This window comes from Mesorhizobium sp. B2-3-11 (genome assembly GCF_006442215.1).
GTDB lineage: Bacteria > Pseudomonadota > Alphaproteobacteria > Rhizobiales > Rhizobiaceae > Mesorhizobium > Mesorhizobium salmacidum.
Map to the genome: position 1 here is coordinate 255,001 of NZ_VFVS01000002.1, position 23,199 is coordinate 278,199.

The following is a 23,199-nucleotide window of genomic DNA, read 5'->3' on the forward strand; positions in this document are numbered from 1 at the left end:
CGTATATAGTCGCCACCAACCAAAACTGTCAACACCGATCTCAGATGTTTTTGAACTTTTTACGACAGAAGTTTCGGGCGGGCCTTGTCGATAGCCGACTGCCGCAGGGGAACAGGGGATAACAGGAGGAGGAGGCCACGAAGGAGCCCTATTGCCGCCGCATTGCCGTTCGACACCAAGGCCAATAAAGAGGCGCGAGCACAGCCGTGCAATGGCCTCTTTACGAGCCTCGTAAGGAAGCGCGCGGCAAGCCCTATAGATGAAGGCACGCCGCCCGCTTTTCACAGTGCTCTATAAGAGAAGTGCACGAGGGGAATTCGACCGGGGCCTGAGGCTTCGTTGACTTAACCTGCCGTGACAGGCAAATGTCATGGCCACAACAAAAGCGACAAGCCGTTCCGCCCGGGGAAGAAGCAGCCTTTCTGGATGCCAGATACGGAAGATGTCATAGCCGAACTCGGCAATGAGCCGCCGCTTATCGCGGACGGCCGCAGCGGCCCGCCCGATCGGCGCGAGGTTTCTGCGCGCTGGCTGTCGGGAACATTTCTCACTGGCGTGACCTCGAGCGTGCTGATGGGCGTCGCGCTGTTTGCCGCCCTCGACGGGCGCCAGCAACTGGCGACACCACCCGAAATCGCGGAACTAATCGGACTTGCCAGCAATGGCGATTCCGGCGAAGTGGCCAAGACCACCAGGCTGGTGGCGCCGCGCCAGATTGCCAAGGCCAAGGACCGTCGTCGCATGGAAGTGTCGATGGTCACCAAGGTGGGCGACCGCGACGTCATCCACACCATGCCTTTCGTACAGATCAAGATGGCACTCGCCGCCGGCCACACGACCAGCCGGGCCTACCCGCCTTTCGACCCGATGCAAGTGTTCGGCGACGACGGCGACGATGCATCGGCGCAGCCGGCGACGGCCTCGGCCGCTTCCGGCCAGATCTACGGCGCTAAGGTCGAAAGCGAAATGAGCCTGAAGACGGTCGATTTCCCGATCGAGACGGCTACCTTCGACGAAAAGAGCGACCTGTCAGCCGACGAAGTTGAAAAGGTGGTACGCGAAGCCGGCACCGACCTCAGCGACGGCGCCGTGCAGGTGGCTTCACTCCATTATGTCGATCCGCAGCGATTCGGCGAAGCCTTTGCCGAGAGCATGGCCGGCTCCTATGACGTGAAGATCGTGCCGGAAAACGTTTCGGTGTCGCCGCGTGCGAACGCTGACGACCAGGCGCCGGCTTTCGCCGAGGAAATCATCCCCTTCACCAAGGACACCGACCTCACCGAGGCCTTTGCCGATTCGGGCTATACGGGCGACGATGCCACCGGAATGGCCGAAGCGATCGCCAAGCTGCTCAACGCCCCGGCGCTCAAGGCAGGAACCGTGCTGCGCGTCGGTCTCGAGGTTCACGGCGATGCCGCCAAGGTCGTGCGCACCAGTGTCTACGACAAGACCACGCATATCGTCACCATCGCGCTCGACGATCGCGGTCAGTACGTGCCGGCGCAGGAGCCGGAGCCCAATCCCGAATTGTTGACGGCATTCGACGATTCATCGGCGCCGGTGGTGGTGCGCGGCAATCTGCCCAACGTCTATGACGGCATCTACCGCACCGCCTATTCCTATGGCATGTCCAAGGCGATGACCCAGCGGCTGATCAAGCTGCTGGCGTCTGGCGTCGACTTCCAGTCGCGACTCAATCCGTCGGATCGCCTCGAAGTGTTGTTCTCGCAGCCTGATGGCGACGACCAGACGTCCGACAATTCCGAACTTCTCTATGTCTCGGCAACCTTTGGCGGCACGACGCGCAATTTCTACCGCTTCCAGATGCAGGACGGCAGCACCGACTATTTCGACCAGGATGGATCGAGCGCCCAGCAGTTTCTACTGCGCAACCCACTGCCCAACGGGAGATTCACCTCCGGCTTTGGTGCGCGCAAGCATCCTATCCTAGGCTATGTCCGCATGCACACAGGCACCGATTGGGCTGCCCCCATCGGATCGCCGATCATCGCCGCCGGCAATGGCGTCGTCGAGAAGGCGGGCTGGGCCGGCGGCTATGGCAAGCAGATCATCCTGCGCCATGCCAACGGCTACGAGACCTCCTACAATCACCAGAGCGCCTTTGCCAAAGGTATTGCGCCGGGCGTTCGGGTTCGCCAGGGCCAGGTCATTGGTTATCTCGGCCAGACCGGTCTCTCCACCGGTCCGCATCTGCACTACGAGTTGATCGTCAACGGCACCAAGGTCGATTCGATGCGCGTGCGTCTGCCGGTCGGCAAGGTGCTGAAGGGCGACGATCTCGTCGCCTTCAAGCGCGAGCGCGAGCGCATCGACGATCTGCTGAAACAGGAAGACGGCAATTCGCTGAAGGTCGCCAGCGCCAAGATCGAAGGCTGAGTCAGTCGCGCGAATTCTCCGTTTGCGCCGGCCAGGGCGACGCTTGCCCAGGCACCGTAATCCAGGCGACGATCGCCGACAGCAGGCAAAGGAGCGCCGTGACCACGGCAACCGCCGCAAAAGCCGAATCGCCGGCGGCAACCCTTATTGCATTGATATCCGCTGCAAGCCCGGCCGGCGGCGGCTCGCCGAAACCGGGGATTCCGGACGCGTGGCCCACGCCCAGCGCATAAACCCAAGCGGCGAGCGAGCCCATCGCCGCCACCGCGATCAGGCCGCCGACGCGCGAGACGGCGTTATTGATGCCGGACGCGGCACCCGTATCCTTATCCTCGACCGCAGTCATGATCGCTGTCGACAGCGGCGACACGACCAGCGCCATGCCAAGCCCCATCACCGCCATAAGCGGAAAGGTGCCGGTCCAGAAATTGTGGAAGCCGGCATAGGTAAACAGCGCAAGGCCGGCAAAAGCGATGGCGACGACGAGACTGCCGGCGGCGATCGGAAAGCGGGGGCCGATCCGGTCCGACCACTGCCCGACCGGCCCTGACAGCAGCGCGATCAAAGCCGACAGCGGTAGGAAGATGAAACCGACCTCGGCCGAACTCAGCCCCCAGCCGGCGATCAAGAGCATCGGCAGGTAGAACAAATTGGCAGACAGCGCGAAATAGAGGAAGAAGGTCGCCAGGTTGGCGCCGGCGAAAGCCTTGACGCGAAACAGGCTGAGATCGATCATCGGCTCGCGCTGCCAGCGCTCGTAGAGGATGAAGACGACAAGTAGCATCACGCCGGCAACGATCGCCGGGCCCGACATCAGGCCGCCCCCCTCGGCGCTCATCGCCGTCAGCCCGTAGGCCAGCGATCCGAAGGCCAGTGTCGCGAGCCCAGCGCCACCGAGATCCAGGCTGCGCTTTTCGGCTGGCTGGTCCGCCGGGATCTTGGCCAACAGCAGATAGATCGAAACCAGCCCGAGCGGCAGATTGATGGCGAAGATGGCGCGCCAGACGCCGTTGCCGAAGGTCGAAAGCACGAAACCGCCCAGCACCGGGCCAAGCGCCGTCGTCAGCGCCGAGGCCGCCGCCCAGATGCCGATCGCGCGGCCGCGTTCCTTCTTCGGATAGGCCTTGGCGATGATGGCGAGACTGCCTGGCACCATGATCGCGGCACCGATGCCCTGGAGAGCGCGAAACGCGATCAGCACGACAGCGTTCGGCGCCAGCGCACAGGCAAGCGAGGTGGCGACGAACAGGCCAATGCCGGCCACGAACGCACGGCGCAGCCCGAACCGGTCGCCCGCGGCACCGCCGGCGAGGATCAGCGCCGAGAGCGTCAGCGCGTAGGCATTGGAAATCCACTGCGCTTCCGCCAGGCTGGCGCCAAGATCGGCGCGCAACGCCGGCATGGCGATCGCCAGGACGGAACCGTCGATGAAGCCGAGCGCCGAAGCCAGTATCGCCGCGATCAGCACATACCTGCGCTGCGACTGCGGACAGAACGTACCGTTCGCGACCGGAGCGGTCAGCGGAACGGCGGCGGCTTCATTGGGCGAATGCATGCCACCTTAGTTAGACCGCCGACGCGCCGGCAACAACCAGCCAGAAGCTGTTGTCCTTGAAACCAGCCATATTGCTAGGGATCGCATCTGCCCCGATGCAAACCGCCGCAGTCATGCTAGATTTCCCAAGAGCCGCAGGCGGGAGAAATCGATGAAGCGTCCACTCGAAGCATCGGTTGAGGGGCGCGGCCGTATCGTCGGTATCACCGATGGCGTGTTCGCCATCGCACTCACCCTGATCGTGCTCGAGATCAGGGTGCCGGTACATGAGGCCATCCATTCCGAACACGATCTTCTCGTCGCGGTCGCGGCACTGGCGCCCCGCTTTCTTACCTATGCCTTGAGTTTCCTGACCCTGACCATCTTCTGGTTCGGCCAGCAGGCGCAGCATGGTTTGATCGCCAAATCCGACAGACGGCTGGCCACGCTGAACCTCTGCTTTCTCGCCTTCATCGCGCTCTTGCCGTTCTCAACCGACCTTCTGGCCGACTTCCTCGAGTTCAGGACCGCGGTGCTGGTTTACTGGCTCAACCTGTTGATGCTCGGCATCACGCTGTTCGCCAGCTGGCGTTATGCGGAGAAGAGCGGCTTTGTCGCGGAGGACGTCGACGCGCAAACGAAGCGCACCGTCTACCTGCGCATCGTCAAGGCGCAGATCCTGTGGGCTGTCGGTGCCGCACTTTGCCTGATCACCCCGCTGCTGAGCGTCGGCTTCATTCTGGTGATGCAGTTGATCTATGCGGCAACGCCGAATGTGAAGTGGGTGCGCAGGATCATTGGTTGAAATTTGGCGAAGCTGACTTGGGATGCGTTGAGATTCAGGTCAGGCCGAGTCGAAGATGGTTGATACCGAGAACCGGAGCGGAGCGTATTTTCGGCTACGTGGACACCGGAAGTGCGGCCGGCATCACCTGACTATCGACATACCCTATTCGACGAACTCCACCGGCACGCCCGGCGAGACCAGTTTGGCGAGCTCCCGTGCATCCCAATTGGTCAACCGCACGCAGCCATGGCTTTCGGTCTTGCCGATCTTCGACGGCTCCGGCGTGCCGTGGATACCGTAGGTCGGCTTGTCCAGGGCGATCCACACCGATCCGACCGGACCATTGGGCCCAGGCGGAATGGTCAGGATCTTGTTGTTCTCGCCTTGCTTGAAGTTGATGTTGGGATTGTAGGTGTAGTTCGGATCGAGCGCGACACGCGACACGGCATGGATGCCGGTCGGGGACGGCGTGTCCGATGAGCCGATGGTGGCGGGATAGGCCGCGACCAGCTTGCCCGACGCGTCATAGGCGAAGACTTCCTTCTTGCCCTTGTCGGCAACGATGCGGGCAACCGGCGTCGAGACCAGTCTGCCGAAATTCGCGACCTTGACGATCGTGCCGGGACGATTGAAGTTGGCGTCCGGATTGAGCGCCTTGAGATAGTTCTCGTCCATGTGGAAGCGCTCGGCCAGCGCCTCGGTCACTGACGTATAGCCCATGCGGTCGAGCTGCGCCTTCTGGCTGTAGTCTTCCGGGATGGAGGCGACATAGGGACCGGCTGCGTCCTCCGCCGTGATGGTGTAGTTGGCGAACGCGTCGCCGCCGGATTGCGAGAGTGCTGACTGGATGCCGACCGCATCGGTCGATTTGAGGCTGCTGCCGTTGATCTGGTTGTAGGCCGCCAGCGCCTTGTCGACATTCGAACCAAAGCGCCCGTCGATGACGCCCGGCGAAGCCCCGCCCCGGTCGAGGAGCACCTGCAGTGCTGCCACATCCTGGCGTGCGCCCAGCGAAAGCGACGGATCGACCGACGTCTTGCCGCCAGCATTTGGCGGCAGTGCCGCCTGGCCGGAGGGCGCCGCCTCTTCCGTCGGGACTGCCGGCTGGACGGGGTCTATCGACGCCTCGTTCAGCGGCTGGCGCTGAATCGTACGCGGCTCTGCCGGCGGCGGCGCGTCGGGATAATTGTTGTCGTAACTGCCATCGTCCTGCGGCGCCGGCGGATAGGCATCGACGGAATTGTTATTGTCGGGATCATATTCATCGGCTGGCGGCGGAATGACCCGTCCTTCCTCTTCCAGCTGCTTGCGGCGGAAGCGGGCCATGTCCTGGGGATCGTCGAGATAGTAGCGGTCGTCGTCGGCGGGGACACGGCCTAGTTGACGCAGTCTTGTCTCGCGGCGTAGCGCGCGTCGGTCAAGCCGTGTCTGCGGCGGCTGGATGGCGATCACCTTGCCGGTATCCGCATCGACGATGACGCGATTGCCCCTGGCATCGTAATAAATATCGAGATTGCCGTCCTGGGCGAGCAGAATGCCGCCGCTCCCGGCCGCGCGGACAGGCTGGGCTGCGCCGTCACGCGTCGGCGCCGCGAACGCGTTGGAAAACACCAGTCCCGCAACAAGCGCCGAAAGGGTGAAGATAGTGCGCAGCATAGTGGCGAAACTCTCCGGTCCGTATGTGCCGCCGCCCGGCATTGTCCAGTTCGGCGAACCCCTTCGCCAGCAAACCAGTTACCCACCATATGGTTCCGATATGAACCGGGCATGAAGATGGCGGTTTTCCGGCGCCTCGAGGAATATTGGCTAGCCTGCGCCAAGCCCCAATTCCTTGCGCGCCTGCTTCGTCAGCTTCAGGGCAACCAGGCGGTGGCTCTCGCGCAGATAATCCTTCAGCGCACCATCATCCATGCTCTGGCTTGTCTGACGCTGGATCCACTTCATGCCGCGCGAGGCAAGATAGGGTGCGGGCCGCAGGCCCGGCTGCTCCTTGAGCACGTCATAGGCGATGTCGGAACATTTGAAGGTGACGAAGAGCTGCTGGCCCTGATCCCAGCCACCGATCGCAAACACCTTGGTCCCGACCTTCCAGACATGGGCGCCGCCCCATTGCACCACGTGGTTCGTTGCAGGCAGCGAGGCGCAGAAGCCGTTGTAATCGTCCAGCGTCAATCCTGCCCCCCCAACTTCTCATAGAAACGCCGCGCATCCGGAACGGACGCGCGGCACTCCAAAGCGCGGCGCGCTTCAGATCTTTGTCTTGTGCATGTCGTTGTCCCAAAACCGTGGTCACTTTTGGGCGACATGCATCGATCAGGCCGCCACCTCGGCCGCCACGATCGTCGGCTTGGAGCGGAAATTCAGCCGGTCGGAACCGGCCGTGACCTTGACCGTCGAGCCGTCCAGGATCTCGCCGAGCAGGATCTTTTCCGCCAACGGATCCTGCAGTTCCTTCTGCATCACCCGCTTCAGTGGTCTCGCACCATAAGCGGGGTCGTAACCTTTGGCGGCCAGCCACTCGATCGCCTCGGGATCCAGCGACAGCGTGATCTTGCGATCGGTCAGCAGGCTCTCCAGCCGCTTGAGCTGGATCTCGACGATACGGTCCATGTCCTTGCGGCGCAGCCGGTGGAACAGGATCACCTCGTCGACGCGATTGAGGAACTCCGGCCGGAACGATGCCCTGACCACGCCCATCACTTCGTCTCGCACGGCATCGACATCCTGGTCCTCGCCGAGATTGACCAGATATTCGGCGCCGAGATTGGACGTCATGATGATCAGCGTGTTGCGGAAATCGACGGTGCGGCCCTGCCCGTCGGTGAGCCGGCCGTCATCGAGCACCTGCAACAGAACGTTGAACACATCGGGATGTGCCTTTTCGATCTCGTCGAACAGCACGACCTGATAGGGCCGGCGCCGCACCGCTTCGGTCAGCGCGCCGCCTTCCTCATAGCCGACATAGCCGGGAGGCGCGCCGATCAGCCGGGCGACGGAGTGCTTCTCCATATACTCGGACATGTCGAGGCGCGCCAGCGCCGTCTCATCGTCGAACAGGAAGTTGGCCAAAGCCTTGGTGAGCTCCGTTTTGCCGACGCCGGTCGGGCCAAGGAACATGAACGAGCCAATCGGCCGGTTCGGATCCTGCAGGCCCGCACGCGCGCGCCGCACCGCCTTGGAAACCGCCTGCACCGCCTCGCCCTGGCCGACGACACGCTTGCCGATCTCGTCTTCCATGCGCAACAGCTTGTCGCGCTCGCCCTGCAGCATCTTGTCGACCGGAATGCCGGTCCAGCGCGACACGATATGGGCGACGTGGTCGGGCGTGACCACTTCCTCGACCATGCCGGCCTTGCCGTCCTGGGCCTCGGCCTCCTTCAGCTTCTTTTCCAGTTCCGGGATCTTGCCGTAGGCAAGCTCCCCGGCGCGCTGGAACTCACCCTTGCGCTGGGCAATGGCAAGGTCGTTGCGCGCCTCGTCGAGCTGCTTCTTCAAGTCGGCGGCAAGCCCAAGCTTCTGCTTCTCGGCCTGCCACTTCGAAGTAATCTCGGTCGATTCCTCCTCCAGGCCGACAAGTTCCTTTTCCAGCCGGGCGAGCCGGTCCTTCGAGGCTTCGTCAGTCTCGACCTTCAGCGCTTCCCGCTCGATCTTGAGCTGCATGATGCGGCGGTCGATCTCGTCCAGCGCCTCAGGCTTGGAATCGACCTGCATCCTGAGCCGCGAGGCGGCTTCGTCGACGAGGTCGATCGCCTTGTCAGGCAGAAAGCGGTCGGCAATGTAGCGGTTGGACAGCGTCGCCGCCGCCACCAGCGCCGAATCGGAGATACGCACCTTGTGGTGCTGCTCATATTTCTCCTTCAGGCCGCGCAGGATCGAGACCGTGTCCTCCACCGTCGGCTCGTCGACGAAGACCGGCTGGAAGCGGCGGGCGAGTGCGGCATCCTTCTCGACATGCTTCCTGTATTCATCGAGCGTGGTGGCGCCGACGCAGTGCAGTTCGCCGCGCGCCAGGGCCGGTTTCAGAAGGTTCGACGCATCCATGGCGCCGTCCGCCTTGCCGGCACCGACCAGCGTGTGCATCTCATCGATGAACAGGATGATGTTGCCACTTGCCGAGGTGACTTCGGAGAGCACGGCCTTCAGCCGCTCCTCGAACTCGCCGCGATATTTGGCGCCAGCGATCAATGCGCCCATGTCGAGCGCCATCAGCTGCTTGTCCTTCAGCGATTCCGGCACGTCGCCATTGACGATGCGCAGCGCCAGGCCTTCGGCGATCGCCGTCTTGCCGACGCCCGGCTCGCCGATCAGCACCGGGTTGTTCTTGGTGCGGCGCGACAGCACCTGGATGGTGCGGCGGATCTCGTCGTCGCGGCCGATGACCGGATCGAGCTTGCCCGCGCGTGCGTCAGCAGTGAGGTCGCGTGCATATTTCTTCAGCGCGTCATAGCCTTGTTCGGCACTCGCCGAATCGGCGGTGCGGCCCTTGCGGACGTCGTTGATGACCTGGTTCAGCGCCTGTGCGGTGACACCGGCCTTGGCCAGGATTTCGGCCGTCTTTGCCGATTTTTCCATGGCAAGCGCCTGCAGCAGCCGCTCGACGGTGACAAAGCTGTCGCCGGCCTTCTTGGCCAGGTCCTCGGCGGTCGAGAACACCTTGGCCAGCGGCTGCGCCAGATAGAGCTGGCCATTGCCTCCCTCCACCTTGGGCATCGCCTCGAGCGCCGTCTCGACGCCGAGCTTGACGTCGCGGACATTGCCGCCGGCACGCTCGATCAGCGACGCGGCCAGGCCCTCGTCATCGTCGACGAGGACTTTCAGAATGTGTTCGGGAGTGAATTGCTGGTGGTTCCGGGAGAGCGCCATCGTCTGCGCGGACTGGATAAAGCCGCGCACGCGCTCGGAGTATTTCTCGAGATTCATATTTGTCTCCTTCCATCACCGGCCCGCTTTGCGGCACCGGATCAGATTGCGGTGACGGACCCGCCCATTCGAGCCGGATCCTGTTCAGGCCAGATATGGTGCACGGACCCTGGCCCCTCAAGACGTCGCGACATGGCAGGCACATAATATTCCACGTCAGCCCAAACGAAAACGGCGGAGATTTCTCTCCGCCGTCCAATGTATTGAAATGCCGTTCGCTCAATTGTCGACGTCGGAAACCACGGGTTCGGCACTGCCGCTGTCGACCGGAGCCGCCGCTGTTTCGCCCGCAGCCCCATTTTCGCTGCCGCTCTCGACCCGATCGGCATTGGTGCGCGGACGGCGCGGACGCCGTGGGCGGCGGGCAGCACCGCTCTCGGCGGCCGCCTCATTGAGTTCGGCCTGGGCGGCCAGACCTGCCGGTGAAAAATTCTCGAACCGTGAAGCCGGCTCGGCTGCCGCGACAGTCTCGGACGGCGAAGCGGGCTCTGCCTGAACTTCTGTCTGCCCCGGGGCCTCGTTGCGCTGCTGCTGGCCGCCTTGTTCGGCTGAAGAAGCATAATCGCGCTGGCCGCTCTGGCCGTAGCCGCCGTTAGGGCGGCGATCGCGATGACGCCCGCCATTGTTGTCGCGGCCGCTATTGTTGCGCCCGCCACTGTCGCGGTTGTCACGACCGCTTTCCCGGTTCAGCGTAACTTCCGCTGGCACGCCCTCGATCACTGGCTGAGGGCCGGCGCCATGGTTGACCACCGGAATTTGCGCATCCGAACCGGCATTGCCGCTGCTATTGCCTGCCCCGCTATTGCCTGCCCCGCTGTTGCCTGCCCCGCTGTTGCCTGCCCCGCTGTTGACGGCCCCGCTGTTGACGGCATTGTCAAACTCGTCGCGATCCTCATCGCCGTCCTCGTCGAACTCGTCGCGCGACTGCTGGACGTTCTGGATCGGCATCTGCGCCTGCGCGGCGGCGATGATGCGGTTGTAGTGTTCGGCGTGCTGGAGATAGTTCTCCGCCATCACCCGGTCGCCGGAGCTGTGCGCGTCACGGGCAAGGGTGGCGTATTTTTCGGCGATCTGCTGAGCCGATCCACGGATTTTCACGTCCGGGCCGTTGCTCTCGTAATTGCGCGTTAGCGGATTCGGGCCCTTGCGGTTGTTGTTATTGCTATTGTTATTGTTGTTCCCACCGCCGCCGCCATTGTTGTTGCGACCGCGCATGCGCCTGTTCTGCTGTTGTGGCCTCATTCGACTCTCTTCATCTTGAAATTTTCGAAAAACTCTTCACGAACGGAGGCGCTCATGCAGCCGACCGTTTCGTCTCTTCACCGGCGTTCGCCCGCATCGATTGCGTTGGCGCCACGTGTCATCCTGTTCCGGTTACATCACTTGCCGGACGATTCCCGCACGAAGCTTGGGCGTCGTTTGCGCAAGAAGGCAGCTATTTCCAAGGAAACCGAATCGCTAAGAGCACTGCCTGCTTCGTCTCATCCGGTAAGGCGACCCTAGCTGCATTCCCCGGTATTGCCAAGCGCTTTTTTTGCACTGCGTCAAGACGTTGCCCGTTGAAAAACAAGAACCCTGTCGTTTCCGCCGAGATCGCCAAACACCTCGCCACCCGTGTAACCGGCCGCGCGAAATATATCGTTGACGTCGTTGCTTTGTGTGTGGCCGATCTCGACCGCAATCCTGCCTTCGGCTTCCAGAAACCTTGCCGCCTCGGCGGCGATGATCCTGTAGGGGTTCAGCCCATCCACGCCGCCATCCAAGGCAATACGCGGGTCGAAATCGCGGACTTCGTCCTGCAGATTTCCAATCTCTTGAGTTGGTATATAGGGAGGGTTTGCGGCAATTACATGGTACCGGCCGGAAACTTTTTCGAACCAGTCCGATTGAACCGTCGTGAACCGGCCGCCGAGCCCGAATTGCCCGGCATTGCGGGCTGCCATTGCCAGCGCGCCGGCGGAAATGTCGACACCGGTGGCGGTCGCGGCCGGCACGACGCTCAGCAGCGCCAGGGCGATCGCGCCGGTCCCGGTGCCGAGATCGAGGATGCGGCATGCCCCCTTCCGCGCGACCATTGCCTTGACGAAAGGCAGCACCGCCTCGACCAGCGTTTCGGTGTCCGGCCGCGGCTCCAGCGTCTCCGGCGACAGCGACAGGCGCAAACCGTAGAATTCGCGATAGCCGAGGATGCGATGCACCGGTTCGCCACCGGCTCGCCGTCTCAGGGCGCCGTCGATCGCGGGGATGGCGTCGCCGTCGATCTTGCGCCCGGGGTCGGCAATGGCCTGGGTGCGCGTCGTGCCGGAATAGTGCTCGACGATCAGCCGCGCATCGAGCGCGGGATCATCGATACCGGCTGCGGCAAGCCGGGTCCGCGCTTCCCGCAGCAGTGGCCCCAGCGCCTCGGGCAGATGGTCAGCCATCGAGGCCGATATCGGCCATCAGCTTCGACTGGTGATCGGCGATCAGCGCGTCGACGATTTCGTCGAGTTCACCCATCATCACCCGGTCGAGCTTGTAGAGCGTCAGGTTGATGCGATGGTCGGTGACGCGGCCTTGCGGAAAATTGTAGGTGCGGATGCGCTCCGAGCGGTCGCCCGAACCGACCTGCGACTTGCGCGATTCGGAACGCTCCTCGTCCGCCTTGCTGCGCTCCATGTCGTAGAGCCGGGCACGCAGGATCTGCATGGCCTTGGCCCGGTTCTGGTGCTGCGACTTCTCCGCCTGAACCACCATGATGCCGGTCGGCAAATGGGTGATGCGGACCGCGGAATCGGTGGTGTTGACGTGCTGGCCGCCGGAGCCGGAGGCGCGCATGGTGTCGATGCGGATGTCCTCGCCCCTGATGTCGATGTCGACCTCTTCCGCTTCCGGCAGCACGGCGACGGTGGCGGCGGACGTGTGGATGCGCCCGCTGGCCTCGGTTGCCGGCACACGCTGGACGCGATGCACCCCGGACTCGAATTTCAGATGGGCGAACACACCCTTGCCTGAAATCGTGGCGATGATTTCCTTGAAGCCGCCTGCATCGCCGTCGCTCGCCGATACCGTTTCGAACCGCCAGCCGCGTTCGGCGGCGTAGCGCTCATACATGCGAAACAGGTCGCCGGCGAAGAGTGCTGCCTCATCGCCACCGGTGCCGGCGCGAATTTCGAGGATGGCGTTCTTGTCGTCGGCGGCATCCCTGGGCAGGAGCAGGATCTGGATGTCCTTCTGCAGCGCCTCGATGCGCTCCTCGACGCCGGGCAGATCGGCTTCGGCGAGCGCCCGCATCTCGACGTCGGTGTCCTTGTCGGCGAGCATCGCTTCGAGATCGGCCTGCTCATGCTCGGCCGAGCGCAATTCCCTGACCTTGGCCACCATCTCCTGCAACTCGGCATATTCGGACGCCATCTTCACATAGGCATCCGGCGCCGGTCCGGCCGACATCTGCGCTTCGAGCATCTCGAAACGCTTGACGACTTGATCCATGCGATCGCGGGGCAAATTGACCATGATGAGGGTGCTACAACGGGATCGAGCGGTCGTCGGCGAAGGCCTGCAGCAGCGCCCGCATCGGCAGCCCTTGCGCCGGCGCCATCAGATTGTCGTCGAAGAAAGCCTCCAACTCCTCCAGCGGCAGCTCCGTCAGCATCGCCTTGACCGGACCGATCGAGGCTGGCGACATCGAGATCGAGCGGAAACCAAGCCCGATCAGCGCCATCGCCGAAATCGGCTTGCCGGCGAGTTCACCGCACAGGGTGACGGGCGTATGATTGCGAACGCCGGCGTCGGCGATCTGCTTGAGCACGCGCAGGAACGGCGCCGACAACGTATCGAAGCGGTTGGCCAGTTGCGTGTTGCCGCGGTCGACCGCCATGACGAACTGGAACAGATCGTTCGACCCGACCGAGACGAAGTCGACCGCCTTCATCAATTCGTCGAGCTGGAATAGAAGCGACGGCACTTCCAGCATGGCGCCCAGTTTGAGACTGGTCGGCAGATGATGCGCGAAGCGTGAGAGGTGCCGCACCTCGCGGTCGATGATTTCGCGCGCCTGGGCGATTTCGCCAAGCTCGGTCACCATCGGCAGCATCAGCTTGAGCTCGCGCCCGCCGCTGGCCTTGAGCAAGGCGCGGATCTGGGTGCGCAGCAAGCCCGGCCGGTCGAGCGTCAGGCGGATCGCCCGCCAGCCGAGCGCCGGATTCTCTTCCTGGATCGCGCCCTTGAAGTAGGGCAGCACCTTGTCGCCACCAATGTCGATGGTGCGGAAGGTGACCGGCTTGCCGCGTGCGGCCTCGAGCACGTCGCGATAGAGCTTTTCCTGGGCTTCGGCGCGTGGAAAAGTCGAGGCGACCATGAACTGCAGTTCCGTGCGAAACAGGCCAATGCCGGCAGCGCCCGCCTCCGCCAACTGCGGCAGGTCGACGGCTAGCCCGGCATTCATCAGCAGGTCGACCTGAACACCGTCCCTGGTCGTCGATGGCTTCTTGCGCAGCTCGCGGTAGACCTCCTGCCGGCGCGCCCGGAACCGCACTTTTTCGGCATAGGCGGCTTCGAGATCGGATTGCGGCCGCAGATGGATCGCGCCTTCCTCGCCGTCGACGATGATCGCATCGCCGTTTTCCGCCATGGAAACGGCGCCCTTCATCTGGCCGGCGACGGGAATGCCCATGGCGCGCGCGACGATGACGACATGACTGGTCGCCGCGCCATCCTCGAGCACCAGGCCACGCAGCTTGTCGCGGGGATAGTCCAGCAGTTCAGCGGCGCCCATCGAGCGGGCGACGATGATGGCGTCCTTCGGCAGCGAGGCCGCGACATCCTCGGGTCCGCGTCCCATCAGCTGGCGCAACAGCCGGTTGGCGAGATCGTCGAAATCGCTCATCCGCTCACGCAGGTAGGGATCGGTCATGTGCAGCATGCGGGCGCGCATGTCGCTCTGCACCTTTTCCACCGCCGCTTCCGCTGTCAGGCCGTTGCGGACCGCCTCTTCCAGCCGCCGGACCCAGCCGCGGTCGTTGGCGAACATGCGGTAGGCTTCCAGCACCTGGCGATGCTCGCCCTCGAAGGCGACATCGCGGCGCTCCAGCATGTCGTCGATCGAGAGCCTGAGCGAACCAAGCGAGGCTTCGAGCCGCCGCACCTCTTCCTCGCTGTCCTCGTTGAACAAATTGGTGACGACGATGCGCGGCTCGTGCAGCACGACATGGCCAAGCCCGACGCCGTCGTTGAACGACAGGCCGGTGAAGCTGACAGGCCGGCGCAGGTCGAGTTCGAGACCAGGCCGGGTCAGCCGTGCCAGATCGCCGGTGGCGATCATCTCGGCGATGACCATGGCCGTGGTTTCCAGCGCCTCGACCTCGTCGTCGCGGTAGTGGCGCATGGTCTTGTTCTGCACAACCAGGACGCCCAGCGTGCGCCCTGCCCTGAGCACCGGCACGCCGAGGAAGGAATTGTAGATCTCCTCCCCGGTCTCCGGCAGGTAGGCGAAGGCCGGGTGTTCCTGTGCGTTGGACAGGTTGAGCGGCCTGGCACTCGCCGCGATCGTGCCGACCAGGCCTTGCCCCAGCCGCAACTGCGCCAGGTGGACGGCGTTCGGGTTCAGACCTTCGGTGGCGTAGAGTTCGAGCACCGAATCGGCGCGCAGCACATAGAGCGAGCAGACTTCGGCGACCATGTTGGAGGCGATGTCGCGCACGATCCGGTCAAGCCGCTCCTGCGGCTCCAGCGGCTCCTGCATGAGCTCGCGGAGCCGTTTCAGCAAAACGCGCGGGCCGCTGGCCTGGTCACGCATCGCGGCTTCTTCTCCAATAAACTTCTTGCCGGGCGCAGTTTCCGCCGCGGCCGGCATGCACGCAACAACTGATTCAGTCTTGCTACTGCTTATCCAGACCGTAGACGGAATGCAAAGTGCGAACCGCAAGTTCCGTATACGGACCGTCGATCAGTATCGAAATCTTGATCTCGGAGGTGGTGATGGCGCGGATGTTGATTGCCTTGTCAGCCAGAGCCTTGAAGGCGGTGGCGGCAACACCCGCATGGCTCCTCATGCCGATGCCGATGACCGAAACCTTCGACATGCCGGCTTCCGACTGCACGACATCATAGCCGATCTCGGCTTTCAGCCGGTCGAGCACGGCCAGCGCCTTGTCGACATCGCCCGACGGCACGGTGAAGGTCATGTCGGTCAGCTTGCCGTCCTCGGAGATGTTCTGGACGATCATGTCGACATTGATGTTGGCTTCGGCCAGGGGACCGAAGATGCCGGCGGCGACGCCTGGCCGGTCGCCGACACGGCGCAGCGAAATCTGCGCTTCGTCCTTGGCGTAGGCAATTCCGGTGACGACCTGCTGTTCCACGATCTCTTCCTCGTCGCAAATGAGCGTTCCCGGAGGATTGAGCAAATCCCCCATTCCGGGCGCATCGGGATCGTCGAAGGACGATCGCACGAAGGTACGCACCCTGTGCACCATGGCAAGCTCGACCGAACGCACCTGCAGAACCTTGGCGCCGAGCGAGGCCATTTCAAGCATTTCCTCGAACGATATCTTGGCCAGCCGCCGCGCCTTGGGCTCGATGCGCGGATCGGTGGTGTAGACCCCGTCGACGTCGGTGTAGATGTCGCAGCGGTCAGCCTTGACCGCGGCGGCGATCGCCACGGCGCTGGTGTCGGAGCCGCCGCGGCCAAGCGTTGCGATGCGGTTGTCCGGCCCGATGCCCTGGAAACCGGCGATGACAGCCACCTGCCCCTCGCCGAAGCGCTTGACCAGGAAGGCACCGTCGATGTCGAGAATGCGCGCCGCGCCATGCGCGTTGTCGGTCTTGATCGGGATTTGCCAGCCTTGCCAGGAGCGCGCATGCACGCCCATGTTCTGCAAGGTGATGGCGAGCAGGCCAGCCGTGACCTGTTCGCCGGAAGCGACGACCGCGTCATATTCGCGTGCGTCGTGCATCGGCGAGGCTTCGCGCGTCCAACCGACCAGTTCATTGGTCTTGCCGGCCATCGCTGAAACCACCACCGCCACCTCGTGGCCGGCGTCGACTTCGCGTTTGACGTGGCGCGCCACATTGCGGATGCGGGCGATGTCGGCGACGGAGGTTCCGCCGAATTTCATCACGATACGCGCCATGGAAGCGAAATGCCTTTGACTGGAGCCGGCCCGAGGCCGAAAACGGAAGAAAAGCGCCCGGCTGGCGCCGGCCGCTCAATGCGCGGCCTCCTTAACCAAATGAGCAAGGTTTCGCAAGACTGACGACGGATTGCGTAACAACACGACATATTGCCTTCCACGCCGGTGCCGCTTACCAAATGCTGCCCGCGGGAATTCCTCTTGGTTCGGCATAACAGATGATTGCTCGTCTTCGGCGCGCCATGCGACTGCAACCGCTCCCGATTATCGCCGGCTTCGCCGCGCTGGCGCTGATCGTCGGCGCCCGTGCCGTGCTCGTCGAGAGCCAGAGGGCCAATCGTGCCGCCGCGCGCGAGACAATCGAATACCAGGAGCAGCTTTCCGGGCTGCTTTCACTGGCGCAAGACGCCGAGAGTGGTCAGCGCGGCTACCTGCTGACAGGTGAAAAATCCTATCTGGAGCCTTATCGGAAGGCCATCGAGGCAATTCCTGGACAACTGGCGCGGATCGAGAGCGCGGCCGCTCCCGATGATCAGATCATCCAGCAGATCAGCCACATCAAGGCAGCGCTTTCGCAACAACAGGCCGAACTGGCCGAGACCATAGCTCTCTACGATCGAGGCGACGCGGCAAAGGCCCTGCAACTGGTCCGCGGCGGCCAGGGCAAGTCAGCCATGGACGAAATCCGCGCCAGCATGGATACGATCCGGCGTATCGGCGCCGCTGCGGTGGCCGCGCGCGACGAGCATACCGATCGGGTCGAGGCCTGGTTGCGCATCGGCTCGCTGGCTGCGTTGTTGGGGATTTTCCTGCTTGGTGTCTACACTATCCGTCAATCCCGCCGCCGCTTCCGCGAGGTGCTCGTCGCCCAGGAAGAGCTGATGCGCAAGAACATCGAGCTCGGCAATGAGATCCAGACGCGTGAAAATGCCGAATCCCAGATACGCCAGATGCAGAAGATGGAAGCCGTCGGGCAGTTGACCGGTGGGATCGCCCACGACTTCAACAACATGCTGGCGGTCATACTCAGCGCCATGAACCTTGCCCAGCGCAAGCTGAAGCGGGGCGAACACGACATTGAAAAGCTCGTCGAGGCCGCGACGGACGCGGCCAGCCGTGCGGCCAATCTGACCTCCCGCCTGCTTGCCTTCTCCCGTCTGCAGCCTCTGGCGCCGCAGGTTGTCGACACCAACCGGCTGTTGACCGGCATGTCCGATCTTCTGCGCCGTGCCCTGGGTGAAGGCATTCGCATCGAAACCGTGCTGGCGGGCGGCCTGTGGAAAATCCACGCCGATCCCAACCAGCTCGAGAACGCGATTCTCAATCTGGCCGTCAATGCCCGTGATGCCATGGACAATGACGGCAAGCTGACCATCGAGACCGTCAACAGCCACCTCGACGAGGCCTATGCATCGACGCACGCTGACGTCGCGCCTGGCCAATACGTGATGATCGCGGTTACCGACACCGGTGCGGGTATGTCGCCTGAGATCATCACCAGGGCCTTCGAGCCCTTCTTCACGACCAAGCCGGCCGATAAGGGCACGGGGCTTGGGCTGAGCCAGGTGTTCGGCTTCGTCAAACAGTCGGGCGGCCACGTCAAGATCTACTCCGAGCCCGGCGAAGGCACGACGATCAAGATCTATCTGCCCCGACTTTTCGGACCTGAGGAGCCGGCGGTTCCAGCCGGGCGCGACAAGGGCGCCGCCACGGTCACCGAGACGATCCTCGTCGTCGAGGACGACGCCCGCGTGCGGGCTTCCACGACGGACGTCATGCGCGAACTCGGCTACACCGTCATCCACGCGGCAGGCGGACAGGAGGCCCTTCAGAAGCTCGCCGCGACACCCGGCATCGCCCTACTTTTCACCGACATCGTCATGCCGGTGATGAACGGCCGCAAGCTCGCCGAGGAAGCGCTCGCGCGCCAGCCCGGGCTGAAAGTCGTCTTCACCACCGGCTTCACAAGGAACGCCGTGGTCCACAACGGCGTGCTCGACCATGACGTGCACTTCCTGGCCAAGCCGTTCACCATCGATCAACTGGCAGCGAAGCTGCGTGACGTGCTGGACACGAATTAGGCGGCGCCGGAACTCGCATCATCCTGACGCAGTCACGCTTGTCCATAGGCCGGGGTAGTCGACAACAAAGCCGTGCGGCGAGACGCCGAGGATTTCGTCATAGCTGAATAAGGGCGCGGCGTAGGCGTAGCGCGTCTCATCAAGACGCCGATAGGTCTGTTCGAGACGCACCAGTTCCAGTCTGGGAAAGGTCAGGTAAGCAGCCGGAGAGGACGTCGTTGCGCCGATGCCAAGATCGAACCGGCGGATCGCAAGCAGATTCGACGCGGGGCGTGAAACCGAGGTCGACGTCGATAAGACCGGTCACATCATGCTGCGGTTCGCCGTTCAGCATCCACCGGCCGTCGGAATCCCGTTCGATCGCGTGGTGCAGCCTGTTTCCGCCCAGAAAGCCGTTGACGCGCGCCGACTGAGTACGCCAACCGGTATCGCAGTCTACCCGATAGGCAAGGCAGCATGGCTTGTCGTCCTGGATGAAGATGGCCTGCCCCTCGAGGCTGTGACGGCTATCGGTCCGCGAAAGCAGGCATCCGTCATGCCCTTCGAGGTCAAGCCTCCGCCAAAGGATCGAAACCGGCGTCGCTGTCATCGCTCACTCCTCTGGTTCAAAACGATGCTTCTCATTCGTCCGCGAGGCCGATCGTGTTTCATGGCGATGCTCGGCAGCTGACATGGCCTGACATGGAGCGCCGCGATGTCAGCAGGGGAAAATGTTGCCTTGACATTCGATGTCTCACGCCCGACTTCCTAGCGTCCGAGGAGACCAACCGATGCCTGAGCCCCGACGATCGACGATCGATGCCGGAGAAGTGGAACGCTTTTCCGCCCTTGCCGCCGAATGGTGGAACCCGAACGGCAAGTTTCGTCCGCTGCACAAATTCAACCCAATCCGGCTTTCCTATATCCGCGACCAGATCGCGGCGCGCTTCGGCCGCGACCCGCGCGCGGCGCGGCCGTTCGAGGGCCTGCGTATCCTCGACATCGGCTGCGGCGGCGGTCTTTTGTGCGAGCCGATGGCGCGGCTCGGTGCCGAGGTGGTCGGAGCGGACGCCTCCGAAACAAACATAGAAGTGGCGAAACTGCATGCCGCCGAAGGCAATGTGAGCATCGACTATCGCGCCACGACGGCAGAAGATCTCGCCGAGGCCGGCGAGAAATTCGATGTCGTCCTCAACATGGAAGTGGTCGAACATGTCGCCGACATCGACCTGTTCGTCGCCAAATGCGGCGAGATGGTCAAGCCCGGCGGCATCATGTTCGTGGCCACCATCAACCGCACGCTGAAGGCGCTCGGCCTGGCCATCATCGGCGCCGAATATGTGTTGCGCTGGCTGCCGCGCGGTACCCATCAGTTCGGCAAGCTGGTGCGCCCGGAAGAGCTGGAAAAGGCGCTGGGCGGCGCCGGCCTGACCATCATCGACCGCACCGGCGTCACCTACAATCCGCTTGCCGACCGCTGGTCGCGTTCGAAGGACATGGACGTCAACTACATGGTGCTGGCGGAAAAGGGATTGGTCTGAACAGCCAATCCTCAGCCTCAGCCGCCGCCGATACCCACAGCCCGAGCCCGGCGGCGACGCCGGCGAAATAAGCCCGAACCCCTCAGGCTTTCTGGCTCTGCGCCTTTGTGGTGATGAACACGCCGGCGGTGATGATGACGGCGCCGATCCAGGTCAGCAGCTGATAGTGTTCGCCAAGGAAGATCGTACCGGCAAACAGCCCGACGGCCGCCGCGACATAGCCGATCTGGCTGAGATAGACCGGACCGCCCACCGCCTGCAGCCGGAAAAAGAAAGCAAACATCGCCGATGCCGAGGCCATCTGCGCCACCACGGTGAGCTGCACGGTGCCGAGCTGGATGAAGGCCTTGTCGCCAAGCAAGATCAGGATGCCGACGAGCAGCATCGTCGCGGACGCCAGATGGCTGCCGACCGCGAGTTCGATAGGACCGGTTCCTTCCGGCCAGTCGATAGTGCGGTAGATGTTGCCGGCAGCGAGACTGACAGGAATGAGCAGGCCCAGGACGACCCAGAAGATTTCGGCCGGCTGGCCGGCCTCGCCGCGCGTCACCGCCACCATGATCGCGCCGACGAAGCCCACGGCGATGCCGATGATGCCCAGCATGTTGGGGCGCCGCACACCGAGCAGGATTGAAAACACCAGCGTGACGACCGGCGACAGCGTGAACATGATGCCGGTGTAGCCGGCGCCCAGATGCGGAATGGCCGAAAACATCAGGAGATTGGGGACGGCATAAGACACCGCGGCGGTGACGAAGAAATAGCGCAGTTTGTGCCCGGTGAGCCGGATGCGCTGGCCGCGCAGCAGCAATACGACGAGAAGCACACCGCCGGCGCCAAGCGATATGACGAAGGCCCAGACCATGGCCGGCACGCCGGCCGCCGTGGCGACCTTGCCGAAAGGCAGCGTCAGGCCAAGCAGGCCGCCGGTGACGACCAGCAGGCCGAGCGCCGAATCCCAGAGAAGCTTCATCGTCGAGTCCTGTCGCGTGCGGCCCTTGGCCGGCATTACATCTTCGGGTAAGATATCGGAAAGATTCTTAGCGTCAAGATACATTACGGTGAGATAGATGGACCGTGCAGGGAAAGCCATCGAGCAATGGCAGCGGGAACGACCGGACCTAGACGTGTCGCCGATGGCGGTGATCGGGCGCTTGAATGAGGTCTCCGCGCTGATCGCGCGCGAGCGCCTTGCGCCGCTCTTTGCCCGCTTCGGACTGCAGGCGGGAGAGTTCGATGTGCTGGCAACGCTGCGCCGCTCCGGCTCACCTTACGCGCTGAACCCGACAGCGCTTTACGAGGCGACGATGGTGACCTCCGGGGCCATGACCAACAGGCTGGATCGGCTCGAAACATCCGGATTGATCCAGCGCGGGCCACACCCCAACGACCGGCGCGGCATCGTCGTGCGGTTGACCGAAAAGGGGCTCGCCTTGATCGACGAAGCTGTTGCCGCCCACGTGGCCAATGAGCACCAGATCCTGTCCGGCCTGACACAGACCGAACGAGAAACACTTTCGCGTCTGCTGGAAAAACTGATCGGCAGCGTAAGCTAATTGCTAGCTAGTTCCGGTCGTCCGGAAACACCGGGATCGGCATGAAATCGACGCCGTCCTCGGCCAGGCCCTTGGCCTCTTCCAGCGTCGCCTCGCCATAAATGCCGCGGGCATCGGTTTCGCCGAAATGGATCTTGCGCGCTTCCTCGGCGAACTTGTCGCCGACATAGTCCGCATTCTCGCGCACCTTCTCGGCCATCGCCTTCAGTTGTGCCATGGCCTGCTTCTGCGCCTCGCCCATGGCAAGTGCTATGGTTTCCTGCTTGCGGGCCGTGGAAACGGCGGGCGCCATCAGGGCCTTCTCGACCTTGTGCGAGCCACAGCTGGGGCAATCGACAAAGCCGCGCTTCTTCTGCGTGTCGAAATCGTCATTGCTGCGAAACCAACCCTCGAACTCGTGCTCGTTTTCGCAGATGAGGGAAAAGCGGATCAAGAGGCGGCACCCCTGAGACGCGGCGCCTCGCCGGCGTTGATGGTGAAATCCCGCGCATTTTTCAAATTGGGGATCTTCTTGCGCGTGGCAATCGACTGCGCCGGGTCGATCTCGGCAACGATCACGTCAGGTTCGTCATGCGCGGCTTCCGCGATGATGCGGCCCCACGGATCGACGATCAGCGAATGCCCATAGGTCTCGCGGCCGTCCTCGTGCAGACCGCCTTGCGCGGCGGCTACGACAAAGGCGCCGTTCTCGATGGCGCGTGCTCTGAGTAGCACATGCCAATGCGCCTCGCCGGTCTGGCGGGTGAAGGCGGCCGGCACGGAAAGCAGGTCGGCGCCGGCCATCGCCTCGGCGCGGAACAGTTGCGGAAAACGCAGATCGTAGCAGACGGCAAAGCCGAGCTTGGCACCCCCGATCCCGGTGACGACGGCCTCTGTGCCGGGCTCGTAGGCGGCCGATTCACGCCAGCTCTCGCCATTGTCGAGATCGACGTCGAACATGTGGACCTTGTCGTAGGTGGCGAGCGTCGCGCCATCGGGTCCGAACAGGAGCGCGCGGTTGGCAAGCTTGCCGTCGGCGCGCAGGATGGCGGTCGAGCCGATATGCAGGTACACGCCGAGTTCGCGCGCCAGCCTGCGCGCCGTCGAGACGATGATGTCCTTGTCCTCGGAGGTGAAGGAGGCGGCACGCGCCTGCTTGTCGCGGATCAGCGCGCCGGTCATCTCCGGCGTCTGGATATAGGTCGCGCCCTGGACTGCCGCCTCGCGCACCATCCGCTCCATATCGGCCGCATTGCGCTCGGGGCTCTCGCCTGAACGCATCTGCACTGCCGCTGCCTTGAAGACACCCATTG

Annotated in this window: 19 protein-coding genes; 5 read left to right on the forward strand and 14 right to left on the reverse strand. The window is 63.4% G+C overall.

Translation table 11 applies throughout. The features are described from left to right. Positions 1 to 426: 426 nt before the first annotated feature. Positions 427 to 2,397 (forward strand): M23 family metallopeptidase, encoded by a 1,971-nt coding sequence (locus FJ960_RS04690; protein ID WP_181165918.1) that lies wholly within the window; start codon positions 427 to 429, stop codon positions 2,395 to 2,397. Position 2,398: 1 nt separating this feature from the next. Here FJ960_RS04690 and FJ960_RS04695 read toward each other — a convergent pair whose 3' ends face one another. Next, a complete protein-coding gene (locus tag FJ960_RS04695; RefSeq protein WP_140712188.1) occupies positions 2,399 to 3,952 on the reverse strand; it encodes an MFS transporter in 1,554 nt (517 codons plus the stop codon). Between the two features lie 151 nt (positions 3,953 to 4,103). Between FJ960_RS04695 and FJ960_RS04700 the strand changes: the two genes are divergently transcribed. Next, entirely contained in the window at positions 4,104 to 4,736 is a 633-nt protein-coding gene (locus FJ960_RS04700; RefSeq protein ID WP_140712190.1) for a TMEM175 family protein, read from the forward strand. Between the two features lie 144 nt (positions 4,737 to 4,880). On the opposite strand, the gene FJ960_RS04705 is transcribed toward FJ960_RS04700, so the two are convergent. The 8 genes from FJ960_RS04705 to FJ960_RS04740 all read right to left on the reverse strand — a co-directional run bounded on the left by FJ960_RS04705 (position 4,881) and on the right by FJ960_RS04740 (position 16,750). Then, complete coding sequence (locus tag FJ960_RS04705; RefSeq protein ID WP_140712192.1) at positions 4,881 to 6,374, reverse strand: L,D-transpeptidase family protein; 1,494 nt, start codon at positions 6,372 to 6,374, stop codon at positions 4,881 to 4,883. Between the two features lie 150 nt (positions 6,375 to 6,524). Then, on the reverse strand, positions 6,525 to 6,890 hold the full coding sequence (locus FJ960_RS04710; protein WP_027143419.1) for an MmcQ/YjbR family DNA-binding protein: 366 nt from the start codon (positions 6,888 to 6,890) through the stop codon (positions 6,525 to 6,527). Positions 6,891 to 7,031: 141 nt separating this feature from the next. Then, positions 7,032 to 9,638: an ATP-dependent chaperone ClpB gene (gene clpB, locus FJ960_RS04715; protein WP_140712194.1), complete on the reverse strand. Its 2,607-nt coding sequence runs from the start codon at positions 9,636 to 9,638 to the stop codon at positions 7,032 to 7,034. Between the two features lie 219 nt (positions 9,639 to 9,857). After that, positions 9,858 to 10,880, reverse strand: a complete 1,023-nt coding sequence (locus FJ960_RS04720) for a DUF4167 domain-containing protein (protein WP_140712196.1) — start codon at positions 10,878 to 10,880, stop codon at positions 9,858 to 9,860. A 302-nt stretch (positions 10,881 to 11,182) separates the two neighbouring features. Continuing rightward, positions 11,183 to 12,061 (reverse strand): peptide chain release factor N(5)-glutamine methyltransferase, encoded by an 879-nt coding sequence (gene prmC / locus FJ960_RS04725; RefSeq protein WP_140712198.1) that lies wholly within the window; start codon positions 12,059 to 12,061, stop codon positions 11,183 to 11,185. Next, positions 12,054 to 13,133, reverse strand: a complete 1,080-nt coding sequence (gene prfA / locus FJ960_RS04730; RefSeq protein ID WP_140712200.1) for a peptide chain release factor 1 — start codon at positions 13,131 to 13,133, stop codon at positions 12,054 to 12,056. Before prfA ends, prmC begins: the two co-directional genes overlap by 8 nt. Before the next feature lie 10 nt (positions 13,134 to 13,143). Further along, the gene (gene ptsP / locus FJ960_RS04735) at positions 13,144 to 15,414 is read right to left on the reverse strand and encodes a phosphoenolpyruvate--protein phosphotransferase (protein WP_140503185.1); all 2,271 of its coding nucleotides are present in this window, start codon (positions 15,412 to 15,414) and stop codon (positions 13,144 to 13,146) included. Positions 15,415 to 15,496: 82 nt separating this feature from the next. Further along, complete coding sequence (locus tag FJ960_RS04740; protein ID WP_015315600.1) at positions 15,497 to 16,750, reverse strand: aspartate kinase; 1,254 nt, start codon at positions 16,748 to 16,750, stop codon at positions 15,497 to 15,499. 242 nt (positions 16,751 to 16,992) lie between these two features. On the opposite strand from FJ960_RS04740, the gene FJ960_RS04745 reads away from it, so the two are divergent. Beyond that, positions 16,993 to 18,831 carry a CHASE3 domain-containing protein gene (locus tag FJ960_RS04745; protein WP_140712346.1) on the forward strand — a complete coding sequence of 613 codons (1,839 nt, stop codon included), beginning with the start codon at positions 16,993 to 16,995 and terminating at the stop codon, positions 18,829 to 18,831. An 18-nt stretch (positions 18,832 to 18,849) separates the two neighbouring features. Here the strand turns inward: FJ960_RS04745 and FJ960_RS29750 are convergent, their stop codons facing one another. Beyond that, entirely contained in the window at positions 18,850 to 19,080 is a 231-nt protein-coding gene (locus FJ960_RS29750) for a putative glycolipid-binding domain-containing protein (protein WP_348642344.1), read from the reverse strand. Then, complete coding sequence (locus FJ960_RS04750; protein ID WP_246672615.1) at positions 18,971 to 19,420, reverse strand: putative glycolipid-binding domain-containing protein; 450 nt, start codon at positions 19,418 to 19,420, stop codon at positions 18,971 to 18,973. The genes FJ960_RS29750 and FJ960_RS04750 overlap by 110 nt, the downstream gene beginning before the upstream one ends. A 181-nt stretch (positions 19,421 to 19,601) precedes the next feature. On the opposite strand from FJ960_RS04750, the gene ubiG reads away from it, so the two are divergent. Beyond that, positions 19,602 to 20,351: a bifunctional 2-polyprenyl-6-hydroxyphenol methylase/3-demethylubiquinol 3-O-methyltransferase UbiG gene (gene ubiG / locus FJ960_RS04755; protein ID WP_140712202.1), complete on the forward strand. Its 750-nt coding sequence runs from the start codon at positions 19,602 to 19,604 to the stop codon at positions 20,349 to 20,351. 82 nt (positions 20,352 to 20,433) lie between these two features. On the opposite strand, the gene FJ960_RS04760 is transcribed toward ubiG, so the two are convergent. Further along, positions 20,434 to 21,324, reverse strand: a complete 891-nt coding sequence (locus FJ960_RS04760; RefSeq protein ID WP_140712204.1) for a DMT family transporter — start codon at positions 21,322 to 21,324, stop codon at positions 20,434 to 20,436. Between the two features lie 97 nt (positions 21,325 to 21,421). On the opposite strand from FJ960_RS04760, the gene FJ960_RS04765 reads away from it, so the two are divergent. After that, positions 21,422 to 21,907 carry a MarR family transcriptional regulator gene (locus tag FJ960_RS04765; RefSeq protein ID WP_140503193.1) on the forward strand — a complete coding sequence of 162 codons (486 nt, stop codon included), beginning with the start codon at positions 21,422 to 21,424 and terminating at the stop codon, positions 21,905 to 21,907. Positions 21,908 to 21,914: 7 nt separating this feature from the next. On the opposite strand, the gene FJ960_RS04770 is transcribed toward FJ960_RS04765, so the two are convergent. Further along, the gene (locus FJ960_RS04770) at positions 21,915 to 22,340 is read right to left on the reverse strand and encodes a DUF1178 family protein (protein WP_140503195.1); all 426 of its coding nucleotides are present in this window, start codon (positions 22,338 to 22,340) and stop codon (positions 21,915 to 21,917) included. After that, on the reverse strand, positions 22,337 to 23,197 hold the full coding sequence (locus tag FJ960_RS04775) for a carbon-nitrogen hydrolase family protein (RefSeq protein WP_140712206.1): 861 nt from the start codon (positions 23,195 to 23,197) through the stop codon (positions 22,337 to 22,339). The genes FJ960_RS04770 and FJ960_RS04775 overlap by 4 nt, the downstream gene beginning before the upstream one ends. Positions 23,198 to 23,199: the final 2 nt, after the last annotated feature.

What these genes read in the sequence shown, in the direction of transcription:
- FJ960_RS04700 (WP_140712190.1), top strand. Translation starts at nt 4,104, where the DNA reads ATGAAGCGTCCACTCGAAGCATCGGTTGAGGGGCGCGGCCGTATCGTC.
- clpB (WP_140712194.1), bottom strand. Translation starts at nt 9,638, where the DNA reads ATGAATCTCGAGAAATACTCCGAGCGCGTGCGCGGCTTTATCCAGTCC.
- FJ960_RS04740 (WP_015315600.1), bottom strand. Translation starts at nt 16,750, where the DNA reads ATGGCGCGTATCGTGATGAAATTCGGCGGAACCTCCGTCGCCGACATC.
- ubiG (WP_140712202.1), top strand. Translation starts at nt 19,602, where the DNA reads ATGCCTGAGCCCCGACGATCGACGATCGATGCCGGAGAAGTGGAACGC.
- prmC (WP_140712198.1), bottom strand. Translation starts at nt 12,061, where the DNA reads ATGGCTGACCATCTGCCCGAGGCGCTGGGGCCACTGCTGCGGGAAGCG.
- FJ960_RS04775 (WP_140712206.1), bottom strand. Translation starts at nt 23,197, where the DNA reads ATGGGTGTCTTCAAGGCAGCGGCAGTGCAGATGCGTTCAGGCGAGAGC.
- FJ960_RS04720 (WP_140712196.1), bottom strand. Translation starts at nt 10,880, where the DNA reads ATGAGGCCACAACAGCAGAACAGGCGCATGCGCGGTCGCAACAACAAT.
- FJ960_RS04690 (WP_181165918.1), top strand. Translation starts at nt 427, where the DNA reads ATGCCAGATACGGAAGATGTCATAGCCGAACTCGGCAATGAGCCGCCG.
- FJ960_RS04760 (WP_140712204.1), bottom strand. Translation starts at nt 21,324, where the DNA reads ATGAAGCTTCTCTGGGATTCGGCGCTCGGCCTGCTGGTCGTCACCGGC.
- FJ960_RS04765 (WP_140503193.1), top strand. Translation starts at nt 21,422, where the DNA reads ATGGACCGTGCAGGGAAAGCCATCGAGCAATGGCAGCGGGAACGACCG.
- FJ960_RS04705 (WP_140712192.1), bottom strand. Translation starts at nt 6,374, where the DNA reads ATGCTGCGCACTATCTTCACCCTTTCGGCGCTTGTTGCGGGACTGGTG.
- FJ960_RS04750 (WP_246672615.1), bottom strand. Translation starts at nt 19,420, where the DNA reads ATGACAGCGACGCCGGTTTCGATCCTTTGGCGGAGGCTTGACCTCGAA.
- ptsP (WP_140503185.1), bottom strand. Translation starts at nt 15,414, where the DNA reads ATGCGTGACCAGGCCAGCGGCCCGCGCGTTTTGCTGAAACGGCTCCGC.
- FJ960_RS04695 (WP_140712188.1), bottom strand. Translation starts at nt 3,952, where the DNA reads ATGCATTCGCCCAATGAAGCCGCCGCCGTTCCGCTGACCGCTCCGGTC.
- prfA (WP_140712200.1), bottom strand. Translation starts at nt 13,133, where the DNA reads ATGGTCAATTTGCCCCGCGATCGCATGGATCAAGTCGTCAAGCGTTTC.
- FJ960_RS04745 (WP_140712346.1), top strand. Translation starts at nt 16,993, where the DNA reads ATGCGACTGCAACCGCTCCCGATTATCGCCGGCTTCGCCGCGCTGGCG.